The 20,980-nt window shown below is 60.3% G+C and carries 13 protein-coding genes; 5 read left to right on the forward strand and 8 right to left on the reverse strand.

Features of this window, described 5'->3' with window-relative positions; all coding sequences use genetic code 11:
- Positions 1 to 315 precede the first annotated feature (315 nt).
- Positions 316 to 3,228, forward strand: a complete 2,913-nt coding sequence (locus B3H65_RS10125) for a BTAD domain-containing putative transcriptional regulator (RefSeq protein ID WP_286685125.1) — start codon at positions 316 to 318, stop codon at positions 3,226 to 3,228.
- Here the strand turns inward: B3H65_RS10125 and yhbY are convergent.
- The gene (yhbY, locus tag B3H65_RS10130; RefSeq protein WP_117679978.1) at positions 3,225 to 3,524 is read right to left on the reverse strand and encodes a ribosome assembly RNA-binding protein YhbY; all 300 of its coding nucleotides are present in this window, start codon (positions 3,522 to 3,524) and stop codon (positions 3,225 to 3,227) included. The genes B3H65_RS10125 and yhbY overlap by 4 nt on opposite strands.
- Before the next feature lie 291 nt (positions 3,525 to 3,815).
- Here yhbY and B3H65_RS10135 point away from each other — a divergent pair, with 291 nt between their 5' ends.
- Positions 3,816 to 6,971, forward strand: a complete 3,156-nt coding sequence (locus B3H65_RS10135; protein WP_286685126.1) for a vitamin B12-dependent ribonucleotide reductase — start codon at positions 3,816 to 3,818, stop codon at positions 6,969 to 6,971.
- 26 nt (positions 6,972 to 6,997) lie between these two features.
- On the opposite strand, the gene B3H65_RS10140 is transcribed toward B3H65_RS10135, so the two are convergent.
- The 5 genes from B3H65_RS10140 to B3H65_RS10160 form a co-directional block, all read right to left on the reverse strand.
- Positions 6,998 to 7,882 (reverse strand): class I SAM-dependent methyltransferase, encoded by an 885-nt coding sequence (locus tag B3H65_RS10140; RefSeq protein ID WP_286685127.1) that lies wholly within the window; start codon positions 7,880 to 7,882, stop codon positions 6,998 to 7,000.
- A gap of 196 nt (positions 7,883 to 8,078) precedes the next feature.
- Complete coding sequence (locus B3H65_RS10145) at positions 8,079 to 9,443, reverse strand: PFL family protein (RefSeq protein WP_286685128.1); 1,365 nt, start codon at positions 9,441 to 9,443, stop codon at positions 8,079 to 8,081.
- 129 nt (positions 9,444 to 9,572) lie between these two features.
- Positions 9,573 to 12,095 (reverse strand): homocysteine S-methyltransferase family protein, encoded by a 2,523-nt coding sequence (locus B3H65_RS10150; RefSeq protein WP_286685129.1) that lies wholly within the window; start codon positions 12,093 to 12,095, stop codon positions 9,573 to 9,575.
- Between the two features lie 50 nt (positions 12,096 to 12,145).
- Entirely contained in the window at positions 12,146 to 12,919 is a 774-nt protein-coding gene (locus tag B3H65_RS10155) for a hypothetical protein (protein WP_286685130.1), read from the reverse strand.
- Between the two features lie 9 nt (positions 12,920 to 12,928).
- Positions 12,929 to 13,801, reverse strand: coding sequence for a methylenetetrahydrofolate reductase (locus B3H65_RS10160; RefSeq protein ID WP_286685131.1), 873 nt, complete (start codon positions 13,799 to 13,801; stop codon positions 12,929 to 12,931).
- Positions 13,802 to 14,158: 357 nt separating this feature from the next.
- Between B3H65_RS10160 and B3H65_RS10165 the strand changes: the two genes are divergently transcribed.
- Positions 14,159 to 16,249 carry a glutamine synthetase III gene (locus B3H65_RS10165; RefSeq protein WP_286685132.1) on the forward strand — a complete coding sequence of 697 codons (2,091 nt, stop codon included), beginning with the start codon at positions 14,159 to 14,161 and terminating at the stop codon, positions 16,247 to 16,249.
- 648 nt (positions 16,250 to 16,897) lie between these two features.
- Here the strand turns inward: B3H65_RS10165 and B3H65_RS10170 are convergent.
- A complete protein-coding gene (locus B3H65_RS10170) occupies positions 16,898 to 18,196 on the reverse strand; it encodes an RNA-binding domain-containing protein (protein WP_286685133.1) in 1,299 nt (432 codons plus the stop codon).
- 218 nt (positions 18,197 to 18,414) lie between these two features.
- Between B3H65_RS10170 and B3H65_RS10175 the strand changes: the two genes are divergently transcribed.
- Both B3H65_RS10175 and B3H65_RS10180 read left to right on the forward strand, forming a co-directional pair.
- Entirely contained in the window at positions 18,415 to 18,729 is a 315-nt protein-coding gene (locus B3H65_RS10175) for a DUF6442 family protein (RefSeq protein WP_286685134.1), read from the forward strand.
- Between the two features lie 7 nt (positions 18,730 to 18,736).
- On the forward strand, positions 18,737 to 18,943 hold the full coding sequence (locus tag B3H65_RS10180; RefSeq protein WP_117678869.1) for a helix-turn-helix transcriptional regulator: 207 nt from the start codon (positions 18,737 to 18,739) through the stop codon (positions 18,941 to 18,943).
- A 555-nt stretch (positions 18,944 to 19,498) separates the two neighbouring features.
- Here B3H65_RS10180 and B3H65_RS10185 read toward each other — a convergent pair.
- Positions 19,499 to 20,980: a glutamate synthase subunit beta gene (locus tag B3H65_RS10185; protein ID WP_286685135.1), complete on the reverse strand. Its 1,482-nt coding sequence runs from the start codon at positions 20,978 to 20,980 to the stop codon at positions 19,499 to 19,501.

Genomic DNA, 20,980 nt, shown 5'->3' on the forward strand with positions numbered 1-20,980 from the left:
CGTAAAGCACTAACATTTACTGATGGTATGGCAGGAAATGGTGCACGTATCGCGCGGAGGGGGCGCTGTGCGGCATGCGGGGTTCTTACAAAGATAGCTCTCGAATCTTACTGTCTATTGAAAGTGAGGAATTTCCAAACGCGGCTGACGCGCGCTGGGCCATACCCTTACATCAAGGAGCGCATGGAGGGAGATAAAATGGGAACCAGCGCAGAGACGGTCGGGGATTCAGTGCAGACGGTTGACGAGCAAGCAATTCAAGTTCAATCAGCGCATAAGGCAGATGCGGGGCTGCCTCAACAAAAAAGGGTGGCTATGGTACCGCGCGAACAGCTTATGAGGTCCATTTCCGCCATGGGTCGAGACGCGGGGATTGTGTTGGTGCAGGCTCCTGCTGGATTTGGAAAAACGTCGCTGCTATTGCTGTATAGCGCTTGGGTCAAAGAAGATCCTCAACGTGGACAGGCGCGGCTTATCGATGCGTCGCGCCGCGAGATCAAAGGCGTAATCGAGTTCTTGGACGATGCGGCTCACGAATCAATTGCCGCGGTCCGACCGTTGCTGGGTTTGGACAACGTGTCGGTGAAGAGCAAGGACGAGGCGCAAGAGCTTGCTTCGGCAGTGCGAGCTTGCCGTGAAGCGGGGTGTGAAATCGTGCTTGTTTGCGAGCCTGGCCAGGCCGAGCTGGTTACCGCTTTGGGCGACTCCGCCAAGGTGGGGGCAAGGCAGCTGTGTGTGCAGCCGCAGGAATATGCGACGTGGATAAAGACGCTGATGATCGATAGCACGCTCGATGCTTATCGCCTGACGGCTGGAATACCGTCGCTGGTCTCCGCCCTTCAGACGATCGCGGGAGAAAAAAGATCTTCTGAACTGCTCGAGCGTGAAGTGGAGCGGGTTGTGGGTTCCGTATTGAAGGCTTTGAGCGGCAGGAGAGATTCCCTGTACCAGACGATATGCCTGCTGTTGCTTTTGGGGTCTGGGTCATTGCGCGAGATTCGACGCGGGGGATGCCGCGTTCAATCGCGCCAAATGCAGCGGCTTATGCATGACTATCCGATTGTGGTATATGCGCCGGATACAGAAGAGTTCAGCTGCCTTGGAGAGCGTGATGCGGCTTTGGGCAGGTTGCGAGCGGCTATCGCGCGTCGACATCCAGAGTATGTTGAGAGGGCGGTTCGCATTCTTTTGCGCGTGGATCGCGTGGACGATGCCGTGCGGCTTATGGAGTCATTTATGGATGTCGCTCGGCGCGTGGAAGCTATTGCCAGCAGGCCGATGGCGTTCGCATTCGCGGGACATGCCTCGTTTGTGCGCTCGGCTATGGTGGAGGCTGGTGAGGAAGCGTGTTGTCGCGCCGGCTTGGGGCTCGTGCTCGCCAGTTGGGCATGCGCGCTCATAACCGGGGAATATCGTACGGCGAGAAATGCGGCGGATCGATTAGCGCGCGAGGCGATGAGAATCAGTCGAGAGGTCGATGCGGATGAATGGGATAGGGCACTCGCATTCAACGAATACTGGGGTGGGGGAGCAGGCACGGCATTACCGGTTTTATCAAAAGAGATGCAAAAGCGTGCGACATACGGTGCTGCCGTGCAGCTACGTCGTGCTCGCCATATTACGCGGTCGCTGATAGAACGGGGACGAGTGCCCGTTGGCGAGCATCGGGAACATGAGGCGACGTGCCCAAATGCACTCGACGTCCCATCTATGCTACTGGAGATGGCATTCGATCTGGGCCAGATAATGTGTGATGGGCCGAGCGTTCAAGGTGAAGTCGATGCCCGCTTGCAGGATGAGATAGCAAGGGCGAGCGAAAAAAGGTTGGAGGCAGTGGTAAACCGTCTTCGCGCCGTTGCGGCTATGGGGCGCCTTATGGCAGGTAGGCCGGTGGTAGATGAGCGCGCGTTTGTAGATGCGGAGAGAACGTCGTTGCGCGAGTCGGACCATACGGCTCAGCTGTTTTGCACCGTGGCGCAGGGCTGGATGGACTTCTCTATGGGGCAGCAACTCAATGCGAGTTTTAGAGCCCAGCAGGCGGGCAAGACCGCTCCAGATGACCTTACGTTTGTGCGAGCCTGGGCCAAGCTGCTTGAATGCGCCACGCGTTTGCGGTCCACATCGAGGATGATCATTTCTCAAGAGGCAGATTTGCTCGACTTATCCGTAGAGACGGACGATGCCGCGGATGCGTGGGCTACGACGCTGCTGCTATCTGCCGCACACCATGATGCCGAGCTTTCGGCATGGTTCTCCATGCATCGCGACATACTGCTGGCGGAATGGTTGAGGCCGCAGGTTAGATTGGCTATGTTTCATCTGGGCGAGATGTCCGCCGCGGTGCGGCGGCTTGTGCCTCCCTCTATGGTGGATAAGTTTCAGCTGGGAGATGCCGCGGTGCGCAATGCCGAGCTTGAAGTGCTGGATGCCGTGCTGGAGCCCCAGATAGGTCAGATTTCTATCAGGCTCTTTGGCGGGCTCAGGGTGGAGCGAAACGGCCATGTGTTGACGGGGCATGATTGGAAGCGCAAGCGGGCGAGCGTGCTGGCGGCACGTTTGGCGCTGGTGCTGGGATCGTATATCGGTAGGGGTCAGCTCATAGATGAAATGTGGCCCAACTCAACATACAAGCGCGCCCGCCAGAATCTCTACGGGGCGATCACGGCCTTGATTCAAGCGCTGGGACAACAGCAAGATGGCGTCCAATACGTAATCAAGCAGGGTAAAAGCATCGGTCTCAATGCGGAATTCGTAACAACGGACCTCATGCAGTTCGACATACTGGCACGCCAGGTTCTTCTCAAGCGCACGGGTATGACCAACAGACAACTTATCGATGCGTGCCTCAAAATGGAGCAGATCTACACCGGCGCGCTATACGTTCCGGACTCCGGTGATGTCACCTGTTTTGTCAGGCTGAGGCGCTCCTACCAATCTAAATTTATCGACTGCATGGTGCGCGGTATTGATTTGTCGATAGAGGAGAACGATTTGCCATCGGCAACGTGGCTTGTGGAGGCTGCCCTTAAACACGAGCCAACGCGCGAGGACGTGGTGCGGCACGCTATGACGGTTTACAACCTCAACGGCAGGAAGCGCGAGGTGGTCGAACTGTATGGCAGCCACCTGTATTACCTTCATCACGAGCTGCATATGGAGCCCGAAGACGAGACGCGCCTCCTGTATGAGAACATCATGGGTGAGAAGAGGGTGAACGAGTTGCTCTAGACCAGCTTGATCTTCTCGATATCATCGCGGCTGCTCTCGCGGTACAGCGAGAAGCGATGGCCAATGACTTGGACCACATCGGCGTTGGTGCGCTCGGCGAGCATATCGGCGGCCTCACGGGTTTCAAGGTCGCTGCCGTCCTGCACCGCGCACTTGATGAGCTCGCGGTTTTCAAGAGCGGCCTCGGTCTCCTTGACTAGAGCGTCGGTGATGTCGGATTTGCCAATATGGATGATGGGATTGAGGTGATGGGCGAGGCTGCGGAGCTGACGAACCTGCTTGCCGGTAAGTGCCATGTGGATCTGCTCGCTTTCTGAGCTGGTGGTTGATGCTGGAATACCACATTATCGCAGCATGAAAGGGCAAAAGGGCGAGGTGGTTGAGTTCGCAAAGAAATCGCAAGCATATATAGTGGTTGAATTAAGTAATTAACACAACAAGTTGATACCGCGGTCGCGCACCGTTTGTATTGCCGCACGCGACCGTTCACCCGTCGGCCATTGTCCCTGTGCCCTCGATTGGGTACACAAGCCCTTACCGGCCTTACACGGGTCGCGATTACGGGAGAATGAGGGTTGGGTGAGATCATGGCTACCACTATGGATGAGTTGATCACGCGACGTTTTACCGGTGCGCTCAACGACCCCGCCTATGCGGGTAAAACTGTGTACGACTTGTTCGAATGGTCCAAGCGCGACGTGCACCTCACGGATTACAAAACGGGCCGCGTGCTGTGCGATATGCAAGACCTGGAGTTTCCCTCGTCCTATTCTCAAAACGCGGTCGACATCATTGCTTCAAAGTATTTCCGCCGCGCCGGCGTCCCGGTGACCGGGCATGAGGTGTCTATGCGGCAGGTCGCCCATCGCATGGTCGATTTCTGGGTTGCCGCGTTGGTGGACGAGGGCATGGTCAAGGAGGGCGAGCAGGCGCAGATAGTCTATGACGAGCTTGTTTACATGATCTTGGATCAGCGGTTCGCCCCAAATTCTCCCCAGTGGTTCAACACGGGCCTCAAGCGCGCCTACGGTATCGCGGGTGAGTCGCAAGGTATGTATTACGTGGACGAGGATTCGGGCGAAGTGGTCGAATCTCTCGATAACTATAGCCGTACGCAGGCAAGCGCATGCTTCATTCTCTCCATACAGGATAAGCTGCTGGGCGAGCACTCGATCTCAGAAGAATACGTGACGGAGACCAAGCTCTTCCGTGGCGGTTCGGGTACTGGGTCAAACTTCTCCGCGCTTCGAGGGGAGGGGGAGCGCCTTTCGGGCGGCGGCGTATCCAGCGGAGTCATGAGCTTTCTACGTGGATTCGACCGCAATGCGGATGCAATCAAAAGCGGAGGCACCACGCGCCGTGCCGCCAAGATGGTCTGCCTGGATATTGACCATCCGGACGTGGAGAGCTTCATAACCTGGAAGGCCCGTGAGGAGGATAAGGCGCTGGCCCTCATCAAAATGGGGTACGACGGCGACATCAACGGCGAGGCGTATTCCACGGTCTCCGGTCAAAACTCTAATAACTCCCTGCGCATCGATAACGCGTTTATGCAGAAGGTCGCCCTGCTCGATCAAGATCCAGAGGCAACGTACCAGCTTAAGGGTCGCGTGGACCGTTCGGCGGACCGCGAGGTCTCGGTGGCGCATATCTGGGATGTGTTCAACCAGTCGGCATGGCGTTGCGCCGATCCCGCTCCGCAGTTCGATGACACGTTTAACGATTGGCACACCTGCCCTGCGGGCGAGGACGGTGTTGTGGGCGCTGCGTATAACCGGCTCAACTCCACCAACCCTTGTGGCGAGTACGCATTTTTGGACGATTCCAGCTGCAATCTGGGCTCCATCAACGTCTACCGTTTTTATGATCTGGCCACGGGGGCGTTCGATATCGATGGGTTTGTGCATGCGGTCAACATGGCTCAGCTAGCGCTCGAGGCTTCTATTGCCTGGGGCCAGTTCCCCACGCGGGATATCGCCCGTAAAACCTATCGATTCCGCGCAACCGGTTTGGGTATCTCAAATTTGGCGAGCTTGCTTATGGCCAAGGGTTTGCCCTATGATTCGCCGCGCGCCCGGGCCCTCTCCGCCGCCCTTGTTGGCGTTATGACCGGGCAAAGCTACACGGCCTCCGCGATAATGGCCCGTACTACGGAGCCCTTTGTATGCTATGAGATTAACAAGCGCCATATGGCACGCGTCATCCGAAACCATGCCCGCGTCGCGGGCGCGCGCGACGACGCCTTCGAGGGGCTCGGTATAGAGCCCGCGCGCATCGATTTCGACCTCCTTCTTGATATGGGTGAGGACTATCTTGCGAACAAACTGGTAGAGAGTTGGACCTATGCCGAGGAACTGGGCGGGCGCTACGGCTATCGCAATGCGCAGGTGAGCGTGTTGGCTCCTACGGGCACCATCAGCTTCGCCATGGATTGCGCCGCAACGTCGATAGAGCCGTTCTTCAGCCACATGGCGTACAAGAAGCTTTTTGGCGGCGGGTTCATGACCATCGCCAATCCAGTGATCGCAGACGCCCTCGCGCGTTTGGGGTACACGTCCGCGCAAGTGGACGATATTTTGTCATACGTGCAAGCGCTCGATGAGGCGGGCATGGTCAAGGATGGAAAGGTCGAGGGAGCGCCCCATCTCAAGCCCGAGCACCTGCCCATTTTTGATACCGCCAACGTGTGCGGCACGGGGACGCGGTTCATCGCGCCGCAGGGACACGTGCTGATGGTCGCCGCCCTTACCCCACTGGTTTCCGGCGCCATATCAAAGACGGTGAACCTGCCGGCTTCCGCCACGGTGCAAGACTTCAAAGACGTAGTCATGCTGGCGTGGCAGACGGGATGCAAGGGTATCACCCTGTATCGAGATGGCTCCAAAAACGCCCAGCCGCTCAACACCAGGCTTGAAGACCAAAGGGCGGGCAAGTTGGAGGACCTTGGCTATCAGGCGCTGTTACAGCACGCGCGCGAAGCAACCGCCGAGCTTGAGGAGCTCCGCTCTCAAGGGCAGAGCCGGGCGCACCGCACGCGCGTGGTGGGCATACGCTCCGGTCGCACGCATCTGGCCCAAGTGGACGGCGTCAAGATCTACACCACGGTGAATCGCGACGCGGCGGGAAAGATATCCGAGGTGTTCGTCACCACGGACCGTGAGGGCACCACCATCATGGGGCTGCTCAACTCGCTATCGAAAACCATTTCGGTGATGCTGCAGTATGACATTCCGCCGCAGAGCATCTCCAAGATGTTGCGTGGCCAGAAATACGAGCCATATGGTTTTGTCCAGAGTCATCCCAACATCAAGTACGTAACGTCCATCTCCGACCTCATCTCAAAGATCATCGATATCGAGTTGGGTGACTACACGCGCGTTCAAGTTAAGCCGGCGGACGTCTGCGTGCCCGCGGCGTTAAGCGAGGAGGACGAGGTCGCCACCGTTGCTACGGCGAGTGCGGCATCTGGTGCAGAGGATGAGCTGGAGCCGGTGGTGACGCCCGAGGCCATGGAGCATCTGCGCGAGGAGAAAGAGGACGAGCTGCGCGAAGAGGTGGGCTCGGTCGATATGGGCGATTTTTACACCTCTGCCTTTGTGAACGAGCGGGCGCGCGAGGCGGCCCAGCATGGCGAGCGGCTCTATGACGGCAGCAGCTGTCCTATGTGCGGCAGCTCGCGCATGGTGCAAAACGGCACGTGCAAGGTGTGCCTTGATTGCGGTACCACAACGGGCTGCAGCTGATTGGGATGAGAATGCTTGGCAACGCGCTAGTCTTGGTGCGCGGGCTCGGACGGGTTCCAAGAGATGAATGCCCAGTGGACCATGCGCACGTGGTCTAACGTGTAGCGTCCCTGCGGTTTGCCTTTTGAGCCGGGCTGCCCTGCCTGCGGGTTCTCTATCATATGGGCGGCGATGTAGGAGCGAAGCTCATCGAGTTTGTCCTCGTTGCCGCCTTCGAGCATGCGAGCAAAGTCGGCAACGCCCTCATCCAGAGAATCAAAGGTGTCGCGTCGCGGCGAATGGATGTAGGAGACCTCGGGGAGCCTTCCCATGCTAATCAGGATATTGAAGGCGTAGACAAAGTCATGGCTGCGCGTGACGCTCGCGCCTATCGCGTTCATAACGTGTTCGTCGTAGCGTGGGCTGGCGTTTGCAACCAGGGTGATACAGCAGCGCCTGCGTGCCGTGCTGTCAAGTTTTACCAGCGAGCTCTCAAGGTCCGCGGTGGCAATCGATCGGCTTGCGAGGGCGACGTCCACGCTCTTGGGCCTCATGCCGGCCTCATCCCAGTCCTCGTCCCATGCAAGCAGTTTGGTGTCGACAAGCTGATCAACTTGGAAGTGTTGAGCGCCTTCTCGTACAACATCGAGCATGGGCTTTGAGAAATCGCAGGCGAGCACGGAGCAACCCTGTCGGGCGAGCGGGATGGCTAGAGAGCCGCCTCCGCAGCCCATATCGAGCACGCTCTCGCCATGGTGTATGTCTGCGAGCTTTAGGAAGTCGCGTGCGTATGGGTGAGTCTCGCGCGGTTTGAAGTGCTTGGCGCGCTTATCCCAAAATGATGGATCGTCGGCGGAGCGGCGATCGGCCTGCAACGCCTTCCATTCCTCGTTCCAATCGGTGGAAAGCAGGGCCGATCGCGGATTGCGCATGATTCCTCCCGGGAGTTGTAAGCGGGCGCTATTGCTTGCATTGGGCTCAATTATGCCACGGGAAAAACGGGATGCTCGACCATCGATTTCCGTGCGGACCTTTGGCTTGAGTACTGAAGGCGATGCGAAAAAGAGACCGCCTCCTAAGTGCGAGACGGTCTCTTTGATCGATTGATTGCGAGCGTACGCGTTAAAGCTAGTTCTTCAAGCTGTTGAGCGGGGCGGGGAAGCGGCCGCCGCGGTGGGCGAAGACGGTGCCGGCGTGAGGGTTAACGCGCATGATGGGCGCGCGACCAAAGAGCCCGCCGTACTCCACGCTCTCGCCCTCCTTCTTGCCGAAGGCGGGGATGATGCGTACAGCGGTGGTCTTGTTGTTGATCACGCCGATGGCCATCTCGTCCGCGATGATGCCGGCGATGGCCTCCACGGGGGTGTCGCCGGGGATGGCGATCATGTCCAGGCCAACGGAGCAAACGCAGGTCATGGCCTCGAGCTTCTCCAGGCACAGCGCGCCGGATTCTGCGGCGGCGATCATGCCCGCGTCCTCGGAGACGGGGATGAAGGCGCCGGAAAGGCCGCCCACCGAAGAGCTGGCCATGACGCCGCCCTTCTTTACGCAGTCATTGAGCAGGGCAAGGGCGGCAGTGGTGCCGGGGCCGCCGCACTGGCCAACGCCGATGATCTCCAGAATGCGCGCCACGGAGTCGCCGATGGCCGGGGTGGGGGCCAGCGACAGGTCGACAATGCCCTTCTCGACGCCCAAACGGCGTGCGGCCTCGCGGCTCATGAGCTCGCCGGCGCGGGTAATCTTGAAGGCGGTCTGCTTGATCTTCTCGGCGACCTCCATCATATTGGCGGATTCGGGCAGCTCCTCAAGCGCCGCGGCCATGACGCCCGGGCCGGAGACGCCGACGTTGATGACGGCGTCGGCCTCGCCGGAGCCATGGACGGCGCCCGCCATGAAGGGGGAGTCCTCGACCATGTTGGCGAAGCAGACAAACTTGGAAGCACCAATGCACTCGCGGTCCTGCGTAAGGCGCGCTGCTTCCTGGATAATCTGGGCGCATAGCAGCACGGCGTCCATGTTGATGCCGGCGCGCAGGCTCGCCACGTTGACGGAAGAACAAACGCGGCTGGTCTCGTTCAATGCCTGGGGAATGCAGTTCATCAGGCGACGGTCGGCATCGCCAATGCCCTTGTGAACCAGTGCAGAGTAGCCGCCCAGGTAATCGATGCCCAGGGTCTCGGCCGCGCGGTCAAGAGCGTGAGCAAGGGGCACCAGGTCGGTGTCCTTGCAGGCGGCGGCGATCTGCGCCACGGGGGTAACGGAGACGCGCTTGTTCACAATGGGGATGCCGTACTCGCGCTCAAGGCTCTCGGCCGTCTCGACCAGATGCTCCGCGGTGGTGGTGATGTGGTCGTACACCTTGGTGCACATGCGCTCAAGGTTCTCGTCCGCGCAACCCATAAGCGAGATGCCCATGGTGATGGTGCGGATGTCGAGGTTTTGCTCGGAGACCATTCCGCGTGTCTCGGCGATTTCTGCGGGCGTGATCGACATGCGCCTCTCCTGTCGTTGTATGAGATTGACGAATGTTTCTATTCTATATTGCTGTATACGGAACAACAGGCCTCACGCCGCATTTCTGCAGAACATAACCGCTTGGAAACCATTGGAAACCATTGAGGGCTACTTTGCGAAGACGCGCTCCGCGATGCGGGCGGATTCGGCGGCGTCCTTGGCGTAGAAGTCCGCACCTATCTGCCGGGCGTACTCGGGTGTGAGGACCGCGCCGCCCACAAAGACCCGCACGCCCGGAGCCTCGCGGCGTAGCAGGGCGATGGTCTCTTCCATGTTGGTCACGGTGGTGGTCATGAGGGCCGAAAGGCCCACCAGGGGGATATCGTGCTGCCGCACGGCGTCAAGCACCACCTGGGGGTCAACGTCTCGTCCTAAGTCGTAAACGCGGTAGCCGTAGTTTTCCAGCAGCATCTTGACGATATTCTTGCCGATGTCATGGATGTCGCCCTTGACGGTAGCCAGCGCGATCTTGCCCTTATCGGCCACGTTGCCGGCGGGCATGAGGTCGCGAATGGTATCGAATCCGGCGCGTGCCGCCTCGGCGGAGGCCATAAGCTGGGGCAAGAAGAACTCGCCACGGTCAAACTTATCGCCCACCTCGTCCAAAGCGGGAATGAGCATGTGGTCGATCACGTCCATGGCGTCATGTGCGGCAAGCAGGTCGCGCACCAGCGCGGGCACGTCTGCCTTTCTGCCGCTGAGAACTAGGTGGTGCAGCTCGCCGTTGCCCTGGGCGCTGTTTGCGCCGGCTGGAGAAGGCGCGGTGTTGGGCGATGCCGCCGGTGCGGAGGACGAGGAAGCGGCAGGGGTTGAAGCGACGTTGACGGGGACCTTGTAGGGGTCATTCCAGCCGGCGTAGCGCTCGATGAACCGGACGGAGCCCAGGTCTTCTGCGTTGAGGACGCGGTAGCTGTGCACGGCATCCATGTAGCGTTGGGAGCCGGGGTTCATGATGGGGGCGTCCAGTCCGGCGCCAAAGGCGGCGGTGAGGAACGTGGCGTTGAGCAGCTCGCGTGCGGGCAGGCCAAAGCTGACGTTGGAGACGCCCAGCGTGCAGTGCACGCCAAGCTCTTGGCGGCAAAGGGTGACGGCCCGCAAGATCTCTGTTACCTGCGCCTGGTTGGTCGAGGCGGTCATGACCAGGCAGTCGATGAGGATGCGCTCGCGGCCAATGCCGTAGCGGGCGGCTTCGTCGATGATTCGACGGGCGATGGCCACGCGCTCGCTTGCGGTTGCGGGGATGCCGTCTTCGTCCAACGTAAGGCCGATGACGTTGCAGCCGTAATGGGCGGCGATGGGCAGCACGGCGTCGAGCACCTCTTGCTTGCCGTTGACGGAGTTGATGATGGGCTTGCCCGCGTATGCGCGCACGCCTGCCTCGATGGCGTCTGCGTTGGTGGAGTCGATCTGTAGGGGCAGCAGCGTGGCGCCCTGCAAGGCCTCGACGGCTCGCGCAATCATGCGGGGCTCATCGATGCCGGGCAGGCCGACGTTGACGTCGAGTGCGTCGGCGCCCTGCTCCTGCTGGCTGATGCCCTGGCCAACAACGTAATCCAGGTTGTCTTCGCGCAGGGCCGCTTGCAGGCGTTTTTTGCCGGTGGGGTTGATGCGCTCGCCGATGACGGCGACGCGGCGGCTGTTTTGCGGCAGCTCTACCAGGCGCTGGGCGCCCGTGACCGTAAACGACGTGGGGGCGGGGCGCTGCTGCGGAGCGCGGTCGGCGATGATGTCGGCGAGCAGGCGGATGTAGTCCGGATTGGTTCCGCAGCAGCCGCCTATGATGCCGACGCCGTCTTCAACCATGTTTGCCACGGCATCCGCATAGGATTGCGGATCGATATCGAAAACGGTGCAGCCGTCTTCCACGTGGGGCAAGCCGGCGTTTGCCTGGACCATAACGGGCTTGGCCGTGACGGCGAGCATCGTCCGGGCGAAGGGGCGAAGCTCCGCTGGGCCCAGCGAGCAGTTGATGCCCACTACGTCCGCGCCCAGGGCATCGAGGGTGATGGCGGCGATGTCCGGCGAAGTGCCCAGGAACGTGCGGCCGTCCGCCTCGAAGGTCATGGTAGCGAAAATAGGCAGATCGCAGTTCTCCTTTGCGGCGAGCACCGCTGCCTTGATCTCTGCCAGGTCCGTCATGGTCTCGATAATGATAAGGTCGCAGCCGGCTGCCCGGGCGGCGCGGGCTTCTTGTGCAAAGTAATCGTATGCCTCGTCAAAACCCATGGTGCCCAGCGGGCGAAGCAGGGTGCCAAGCGGACCGATGTCGCCTGCGACGTAGCGGGCGCCGGCGGCGCGCGCGCAGGCGACAGCGGCGTTAAAGACCTCTTCGACCGTGGCCTCTCCGTGAAGTTTGAGCGCGTTGGCGCCAAAGGTATTGGTGGTGACAACTTCGCTGCCAGCGGAGACGTAGGCGGCGTGGACGCGGGTAATGGCGTCTGGATTGGTAAGGCAGATCAGCTCGGGGAGGGCGCCCGCCTTAAGGCCCGCCGCTTGCAGCATGGTACCCATGCCGCCATCGAAAAGCAGGTGGCGGCGGCCTTCAAGGGCTGCACGCAGGTCATCATCCGCGATACGCAGGGTGTCCAGCGTGCGGGGTGTGTGGGCTTGGGTGCTTTGGACGATGGTCATGGTTATCCAATCATGGAGGGCTGGTCGGGCGCTGCTGCAGCGACTATACATTAGTGCGCGCTTGCTGTTTGGTAGCAGGTGGTGCCGCGAGCGCGAAAAGCGCACGAGGGCCGCAGGCGGCAGATGGAACAGGTGGGGCGCGTTCGCGCATCGTGGACCGGGCCCTCGAACAAGCCGATGACGCAGGTGACGCTTTTGCTGGGAAGCAGCAGGTTGGTGGGCGTGGCGGTGATGCCGCAGAGGCGTTGGGCGTTGAGGGCGGCTAGGATTGCCGGCTGGGCGTCGAGGGGGCAGTCTCCGTAGCCGCAGCTAAAGCGCCAGTTAGCGTTCAGCCCGTTGGCAAGTCCGGCTTCGCGTGTGTCCGCATCGAGCATCTCGACGGCGTCCTCTGCGTATGCGGAGCACGCGGCATCGTACAGTGCTGCGTCGAGTGCGTCGCCCGCGCCCATGGCGCGCAGCCTTCTCTCGGTCTGCATGCCGAGCGTGCAGCAGATAAGGGCGGCGTAGCGTGCGTCTTTTAGATGGCGAAAGATGTCGCGCCCGCGCAATCGTACGCAGGTGTTCTCAAGCGCGATACAGGGGTTCCCCTGCTCGTCCAAAGCCGAGGCGTCGACGGAGAAGACGCGACGGACGCCGCAGATGCGCGCGTCTGCTACCACGCCCGCTGCGGCGTCCTCTATGCGTTGCTGCAGGTCTTGATCGAGTTCTTGGCCGGAATAGCCCAGGTAGCGCAACATCTCGGAGCGGCTGAGCGCGGGGGCGCCATCCGATGAGGGGCGCCAAACCAGGGGGTCGAATAGCGACGGCGCGGCAGTGGATGCCATGGGGTCTGCCTAGGCGCGCAGCGCGCTCATGGCGGCGCCGGCCACGTCCGCGCGGTTCATGGTGTAGATGTGCAGGCCGTCGACGCCGTTGGCGGCAAGGTCCTCAAGCTGGCGGCACGCGTACTCGATGCCGGCGGCGCGCAGGCTGTCCGCATCGTCCTCATAGCGGGCGAGCAGTTTGATCACGGGCGAGGGCAGCGAGGCGCCGCACATGAAGACCATGCGGCTGATCTGCTGCTTGCCCATAAACGGCATGATGCCGGCGGTGATGGGCACGGTGATGCCGGCGCGTTCTGCCAGCTCGCGGAAGCGGTAGAAGTACTGGTTATCAAAGAAGAGCTGCGTCACCAAGAAAGAGGCGCCGGCGTCTTGCTTCTCTTTAAGTTGGCGCACGGAGAGCTCAAGGTCGTCGCATTCGATATGGCCTTCCGGATAGGCGGCGGCTCCCACGCAAAAGCCGGCGTCGACCAAGTGGGGAATGATGTCTTTGGCGTAGCGGTAGTCTGCGCAGCCCGGGCCGGTGGGGGCTCCCTGCGGAACGTCTCCACGCAGTGCCAGGACGTTTTGGATGCCCGCGGCGCGCATCTCGTCTATCTTGGCGAGAAGGTCGGCGCGCTTGAGCGAGATGCAGGTGAGATGCGCGACGGAGGGGATGCCAAAGTCGGCGTCGATCATCTGAGCGATCTTGGTGGTGGCCCCGTTGTTGCCCGATCCACCGGCGGAATAGGTGACGCTGATGAAGTCGGGGTTAAGCTGCGAGAAGGAGCCCGCGACCTCGCGGGCGCGCTCGAGCGTCATCTCGCCCTTGGGCGGAAACATCTCAAACGATACGGGCTGCGCGCCAGCGGCTTTTGCCTGTTCAAAGATTTGGTCGACTCTCATTGATGCGGTCTCCTTCCAAGCGTTTTAGCGAATCACTATACCGCAGGGCGGGTGCGCTGCGGCTTTGCGCTCGGGCGCGATACGAGTTGGTTACCAAAAGGCGCGCGGGCTGGCCGCCGCTTGCATTTGCCGTGCGGCTGCCGTTGCGGCGGCTTGCGCGGTGGCCGCGCGCGGCTGCGGGCGATGCCATGCGGCTATACTTTCTGGGGTTATTTCTCGTCCAGCTTACATAAGTCCAAATGACGCTGGTAATATGCGGGAAACATTGCATGCAAACCATAATGTAGCGTTTGCTGGATCCGTCGCACGGTTGAAGCATCTCGAGGCGCCGCCGTGCCCACCCGAAGGGAGTTCTGTATGGCCGACCTTACCGAGCGCTTTGGAACCATGGTCTTCTCTGAAGACGAGATGAAGCGCTGGTTGCCCAAGGACGTGTACAAGAAACTCGCCAAGACAATCGAAGAGGGCGAGCCGCTGGATCTGGACGTGGCGAACGCCGTCGCCCACGCGATGAAGGAATGGGCTATGCTGCACGGCGCCACGCACTACGCCCACTGGTTCCAGCCGCTCTCCGGCATCACGTCCGAGAAGCACGACAGCTTCCTGGAGCCCAATCAGGACGGTACCGCGTTCACCAAGTTCTCCGGCAAGGCGCTGATCAAGGGCGAGTCCGACGCCTCGAGCTTCCCCAACGGCGGCCTGCGCGCAACCTTCGAGGCCCGCGGCTACACCGTGTGGGACGCCACCAGCCCTGCCTTCATCAAGGACGACGTCCTGTGCATTCCTACCGCCTTCTGTTCCTACACCGGCGAGGCGCTGGACAAGAAGACCCCTCTCCTGCGCTCCATGACGGCGTTGGACGTGCAGGCCAAGCGCGTGCTGGCGCTATTTGGCAAGCATCCCAAGAAGGTAGTCCCCAACGTGGGCGACGAGCAGGAGTACTTCCTTATCAAGAAGGACGCTTACCGTAAGCGCCGCGACCTGGTCATCACCGGCCGCACCCTCTTTGGCGCCGCGCCCGCCAAGGGCCAGGAGCTGGAGGAGCACTACTTCGGTGCCATCCGCCCCACCGTCTCTGCCTACATGAAGGATCTGGATGACGAGCTGTGGGCCCTGGGCATCCCGTCCAAGACCAAGCACAACGAGGTCGCCCCCTGCCAGCACGAGCTGGCTCCGGTGTACTCGGAGCTGAACGAGGCCGTGGATAACAACCTACTCATCATGGAGAAGATGAAGCTCATCGCCAGCCGCCACGACCTGGTGTGCCTGCTGCACGAGAAGCCGTTCGAGGGCATCAACGGTTCCGGTAAGCACAACAACTGGTCGCTGGGTACGGCGGACGAGAACCTGCTGGATCCAGGCGACACGCCCGAAGAGAACCTGCAGTTCATCGTCTTCTTGACCGCTGTGATCGAGGCCGTCGACAAGTACCAGGACCTGCTGCGCGCCAGCGTCGCAAGCTGCGGCAACGACCACCGCTTGGGCGCGGATGAGGCGCCGCCGGCTATCATGTCCATCTTCCTGGGCGACCAGCTCACCGAGGTGGTCGAGATGATCATGGATGGCGAGGCGTCTGTCCACGCCACCACCGATACGCTCGACCTTGGCGCCGTGGTGCTGCCCAATCTGGAGCAGGACAACACGGATCGCAACCGCACCAGCCCCTTCGCCTTCACCAACAACAAGTTTGAGTTCCGCGCCGTGGGCTCGGAGGCCAACGTGTCCGATGCCAACATGGTGCTGGATACTGCCGTGGCCCAGGCACTGCGCGATTTCGCCGACGCGCTCGAGGGTACCCCTGCCGGGGACTTCCAGGAGAAGGCCCTTGAGTACTGCGCCGAGCACCTGCGCGAGCATCGTCGCATCCTGTTCTCGGGCGATGGCTACTCCGAGGCGTGGCATAAGGAAGCGGAGGAGCGCGGGTTGTTCAACCTGCCCACCACCGCCGAGGCCTTGCCGCAGTTTGTGGCGCCCAAGAACCTGGCGCTCTTTGCCGAGATGGGCGTGCTTACCGAGGCGGAGGCGGTGTGCCGCTACGAGGTCAAGCTCGAGAAGTACAACAAGCTCATGAACATCGAGGCGACCACCATGGTCCGCGAGGCGCGCCGAACCTATCGCCCCGTCATCGCCGCGTACGCCACCAAGGTCGCCAAGGGCCTGGAGACCATCCGCGCCGCCGGCGCCGAGGCCGTGATGCAGTGCGAGCAGGACACCTTGAATGAGCTGTGCTGCGGCATTACCCAGATCAACTACTGCATCAAGGTGCTGGACGAGCTCCACAAGAATGCCGAGGCCATCGTTGATGGGCAGGCTCAGGCAGAGGTCTACGCGCACAAGGTCGCGCCCGCTATGGCGGAGCTGCGCGCTGCCGTGGACGCCATGGAGGAGATCGTGGCCGCCGACTACTGGCCGGTGCCCACCTACGACGATATCCTGTTCTACGTGTAGCTCTCGATATTCAACAGATAAATGGCGGCGGGGGATTTCATCCCGCGGTGCGTTCGGCGCTCTTCGCGCCTCGGGGCACCGCGTGGTGAAAACCCCGCCGCTTTTGCTGTTGAGAGGGGCTGCTGTGCCAAATTGCGCCTTAGTGCGGAAGGGGCGGGGATGCCAAAAAACGCCTTAGTGCGGAGGTTAGGACAAATAGTGCGTTAGTGCGGGATAGGGGAGGCCCGGCAGGCCTCACCTATGCATCGAGCGGAATCGCCCGAGCCTTCTAGCTTGGGCGATTCGAGCAATCTATTCATAAGGTACCCTTACTATATTCCGCCCGGACCGCACTAACGCATTATTTGACACGATTTGAACCGCACTAAGCGACTATTTGCCCTAACCTCCGCACTAAGCGATTATTTGGCACGCCGGCCGTTTCGCGCTAACGCGTTGTTTGGCCCAAGTCTCCCGCTACCTGATGATCGTCCTGGTCATTTACCGCGCGAATGGCTGGCGCGCGACGCAAAAGGGCGGCGGGGTCTCGTAGCCCTTGTTGTGTCAGGCCTTCGAGGCTGTGTGACATGCACTTTGGTGGGCTTACCTAGTCCATCTTCGTCTTCAGTCTTCTCTTTCCTGCTAAGTTCACGCCCCTGGCAAGTTTGCTCAGCGCGTGATCGCGTAGCGGGTGTTTTTACCGCTTCCGACTCTTTTTACGTGCCCTTGCGTCTCCAGTTCTTTGAGGAGTCGAATCGCCGTTGATTGGGAAACGCCAAGTTCGTCTTGGATTTCTTTTCTGGAACGAGCCTTGCCGTCGCCCAGGATCGAACGGACCTCCACATCCGAGCCGGCTTCGTTGGCCAGTTCGGGTCGCGGAGCGTTACGGTTGGGAAGCTCGACGGTGAAAGTGTTTGGCGTGATGCGAATCGTTGGTTGCGTGCCACTGTCGTTGTAGCTGTTGCGCATGCGCTCGATACCGGTTCCATACGCTTCGATAAGCTCAAGACGGAAGAAGACATTGGATAGGAGCTTGTTCCTTGGCATTGAGATGTGGGCGCTTAGGTCCGAGTAGTCAATTCCCAGGGGCAAGCCCCCTAAGGACACGATTTCGACCTTGTTCGGCATGACCGAGATGAGCGTGGGGCCAGAGAGGGCGTACTCTCGGTGTGCAACCGAATTGATAAGGGCTTCGCGCAGGGCTACGGGAGGGATGTCATGGTGGTCGATGCGCTCCAGTCCATCGAATGACATTTTGTAGTGGTTGTTTCGTTCTAGGAAGCTATAAGCATCTGCAAGTTGCTTAAGGATTGAGCCCGAATATTCTTCGCGAAATGTAAAGGCTGTCCTTTCGTCATCGGAGAACAGGGCAGCTTTGATGGTGGACGGGCATTGATCCGAAAGGAGAAGCCCAAGGTTGGTATAAGAGCCGGTAGCTGTCCTGGCTCCGAGCGTCCTTAGCTCGTTGGCTCCAAAGGAGATGGTTTTACGACTGAACTCTGCAGAAGCGTAGTCGAATGTGAGGTCTTGCAGGAGGGACGGGCGTGATTCAAAGGTATCCTGTTCGGATTGCTGAATCATGTGCAGGATGCCGGACTCGCTAGATGGAAGTGTGGCCGCGCCGCTTCGAATAAAGACGCCTTCTGGCCTGGGTCCCTTAGAGGCTAGATAGTATGGGCGCTTGGTGCCCCTCTCCACGTGGACAAGGATGACGCTCTTGCCGTCAATCGACTCAGGTCGAATGGAGCAATTCATGAGGATATCCGGCCTTATTGAGTCGTGCATCATGTTCGAGAGCCTGGTAAGCTCCTCATCGAGGTTGCATATTCCGATTATTTCACCGTCATCCTCGACTCCGATATAAAGGTCGCCTCCTTCAGTGTTGGCGAAAGCAACAATCGTTTTGATTGCTCCAGCACAGACTGATTGCTTAAATTCAACTTGGCTGCTTTCGACGCGTTTGATCATGCGACTGCTCCTTCCTAACCATTCTAATCATTCTAACCAACTATCTGGTTAGAATGATTAGGATTGCTCTTCAAACGAAGGCGATCCAGCGGTGTTTTCGGATATGAGTGCGTTTGGATGCGTCCTGGTCTCTTCGTCGAAGAAGGGATAATTGCCAAGTTTTATTGGCATTTGTATAATCGTGATGACAACAAAACTTGGCAAAAGTGGAGACAGCAATGAACAGGGACGAGATTCTCAGCAAAAGTCGCATTGATAATCGTGGTGGGGACGAGCGTGAACGCAAGATAACTGAGGAGTCCGGTGTTTGGGGAGCAGTTGCTATGGCGATGGCAGTCGCTGCGGTCTTCATGGTCCGCGTGCTAACTAAAGGAGGGGACCCATACGACCTGCTTGCAATCCTGTTCACGTACCTTGCTGCCGCGAATGCCTTTATATGGAGCAGGACCAGATCAAACAGAACGCTTTTGGTAGCCGCGCTGTACGGTGCGTTTGCTATAGGGTGGCTGTGTGCTTACGTGGTTATGGACTGATGATGGTATGAAGGAATGTTTGACCTTAAAAAACTATCTGAAGGAAGCGCGCAGCCAAAGGGGTCTCTCGCAGGCGCAGCTCGCAGAGATGGTTGGTGTGTCTCGAAACACGATAAGTTCCATCGAGACGGGACAGTTCAACCCTACGGCGAAGCTCGCACTTACCTTGTGCATCGCGCTTGATAAAAAGTTTGAAGAGCTTTTTTACTTTTAATTGGATTGCAGGGGTAGCGTGTTGCCGTTGACAAGCGGCGGAGGAGTGACAAATAACGCCTTAGCGCGGAAGGGTGGGATGTCAAAAAACGCCTTAGTGCGGAGGTTTGGTCAAATAGTGCGTTAGTGCGGATTGAAGGCGGTCTGACGGACCTGCCTTCCTTATACATCGAGCAGCATCGTCCGATCCTTCTAGCACGGGCGATGCGGACGCCCTATTCATAAGGTACCATTGCTATCTCTCGTCCGGACCGCACTAACGCATTATTTGACACGATTTGAACCGCACTAAGCGACTATTTGCCCTAACCTCCGCACTAAGCGATTATTTGGCACACCGGCCGCATCGCACTAACGCATTATTTGGTCCAGGCATCGCGTCAACTGGATGACCTCCCCAGTTTTCCGCGCGAATGGTTGACGCTGAACGCAAAAGGGCGGCGGAGGTTTCGTAGCGCGGTGCCCTGGGGCGCAATGAGCGCCGGGTGCACCGCGGGATGAAGTCCCCCGCCGCCCTCATATCATGTGTGCAGCTGGCAAGTTGGCTGCGACTTGGCTACAGGCCAAGCTCTCGTGCCACCTCGTCCGCACATGCCATGGCGTCTGCGATGGCGTTGACCACCAGCGAAGAGCCGGTGCGCGCATCGCCGCATGCGAAGATTGCGGCTGCGCCTGTTGCGTTCCGCGCCTCGACGGCGCAGCGGTGGGAATCGTCTTCCATAACGGGCAGGGGACGTCCCTGGGCAGAGACGCTGGCGCCAAAGGCGTCGAATACGCTTGCCTCCGGGCCGGTGAAGCCGCATGCGATCAGCACCAGCTGCGCGGGCAGCGTGCGCTTGGTGTCTTCAAGGCGCTGGGGCTTGCCGGTGCTCCAATCAAGGTCGACCACGACAGCGCCGGTTGCGGCCCCGGACTCGTCGCGCGCAATCTCAAGGGTGTCGACGGCCCAAGAGCGCATCTCGCCGCCCATGAGGTCGATGGCCTCCTGCTGGCCGTAGTCCGTCTTAAGCACGTTGGGCCACTCGGGCCAGGGGTTGGAGCTTAAGGGCTTTTGCGGCGGCTTCGGCAAGAACTCGAGCTGGGTGACTGAGCGCGCGCCCTGGCGCACGGCGGTGCCGACGCAGTCGTTGCCCGTGTCTCCGCCGCCAATCACCACAACGTCCAGCCCTTCCGCGCTGATCTGGGGCACGGCGTCCTCGAGTAGCGAGCGCGTGGCGTCCGTGAGGTAGTCCACGGCGTAGACCACGCCCTGGCCCTGCGCGCCCTGGGCGGTGATGCCGCGAGCGGCGCGCGAGCCGACGGCGATAACCACTGCGTCGAATTCGTCCAACAGCTGCTTGGCTACCGTGGGGTCGGCGGCATCCGTGCCGAGGTGGAACTCAACACCAAGCTCTTCCATAAGATCTGTGCGGCGCGTGACCACGCTCTTCTCGAGTTTCATGTTGGGGATGCCGTACATAAGTAGGCCGCCTGCGCGGTCATCGCGCTCGATGACGGCAACCTGCGCGCCGCGGCGAGCGAGCTCCCAGGCGCAGGCGAGGCCGGCGGGGCCGGAGCCCACCACGGCGACGCGCGGGGCGCCCTTTTGCGCGGGCTCGAAGCGGGCGGGGCCGCCGTTGGCCCATTCCCAATCCGAGATAGCGCGCTCGTTATCGTGAATGGTGGTGGGCTCGCCGTTGACTGTGCCCAGGTTGCAGGCCGCCTCGCAAAGTGCGGGGCACACGCGGCTGGTGAATTCGGGCAGCGGGCTGGTGAGGGCGAGTCGCGCGGCGGCATGGTCCCATTTGCCGCGATAGATCAGCTCGTTCCACTCGGGGATGAGGTTGTGCAGGGGGCAACCGCTGGGGCGCGCCTTGCCAAACGATGCGCCTACCTGGCAAAACGGCACGCCGCACTTCATGCAACGGCTGGCCTGGGCGTGGCGCGCGTCCTGGTCCAGCTCTTCATAGAGCGGGTCGAAGTCGCGAACGCGCTGGGATATAGGGCGCAGCTTGCTGGCCGCGCGATCGATGTCGAGAAAGGCTCCCGGTTTACCCAT

This window comes from Collinsella sp. UBA1693 (genome assembly GCF_002320115.1).
Classification (GTDB): domain Bacteria; phylum Actinomycetota; class Coriobacteriia; order Coriobacteriales; family Coriobacteriaceae; genus Collinsella; species Collinsella tanakaei.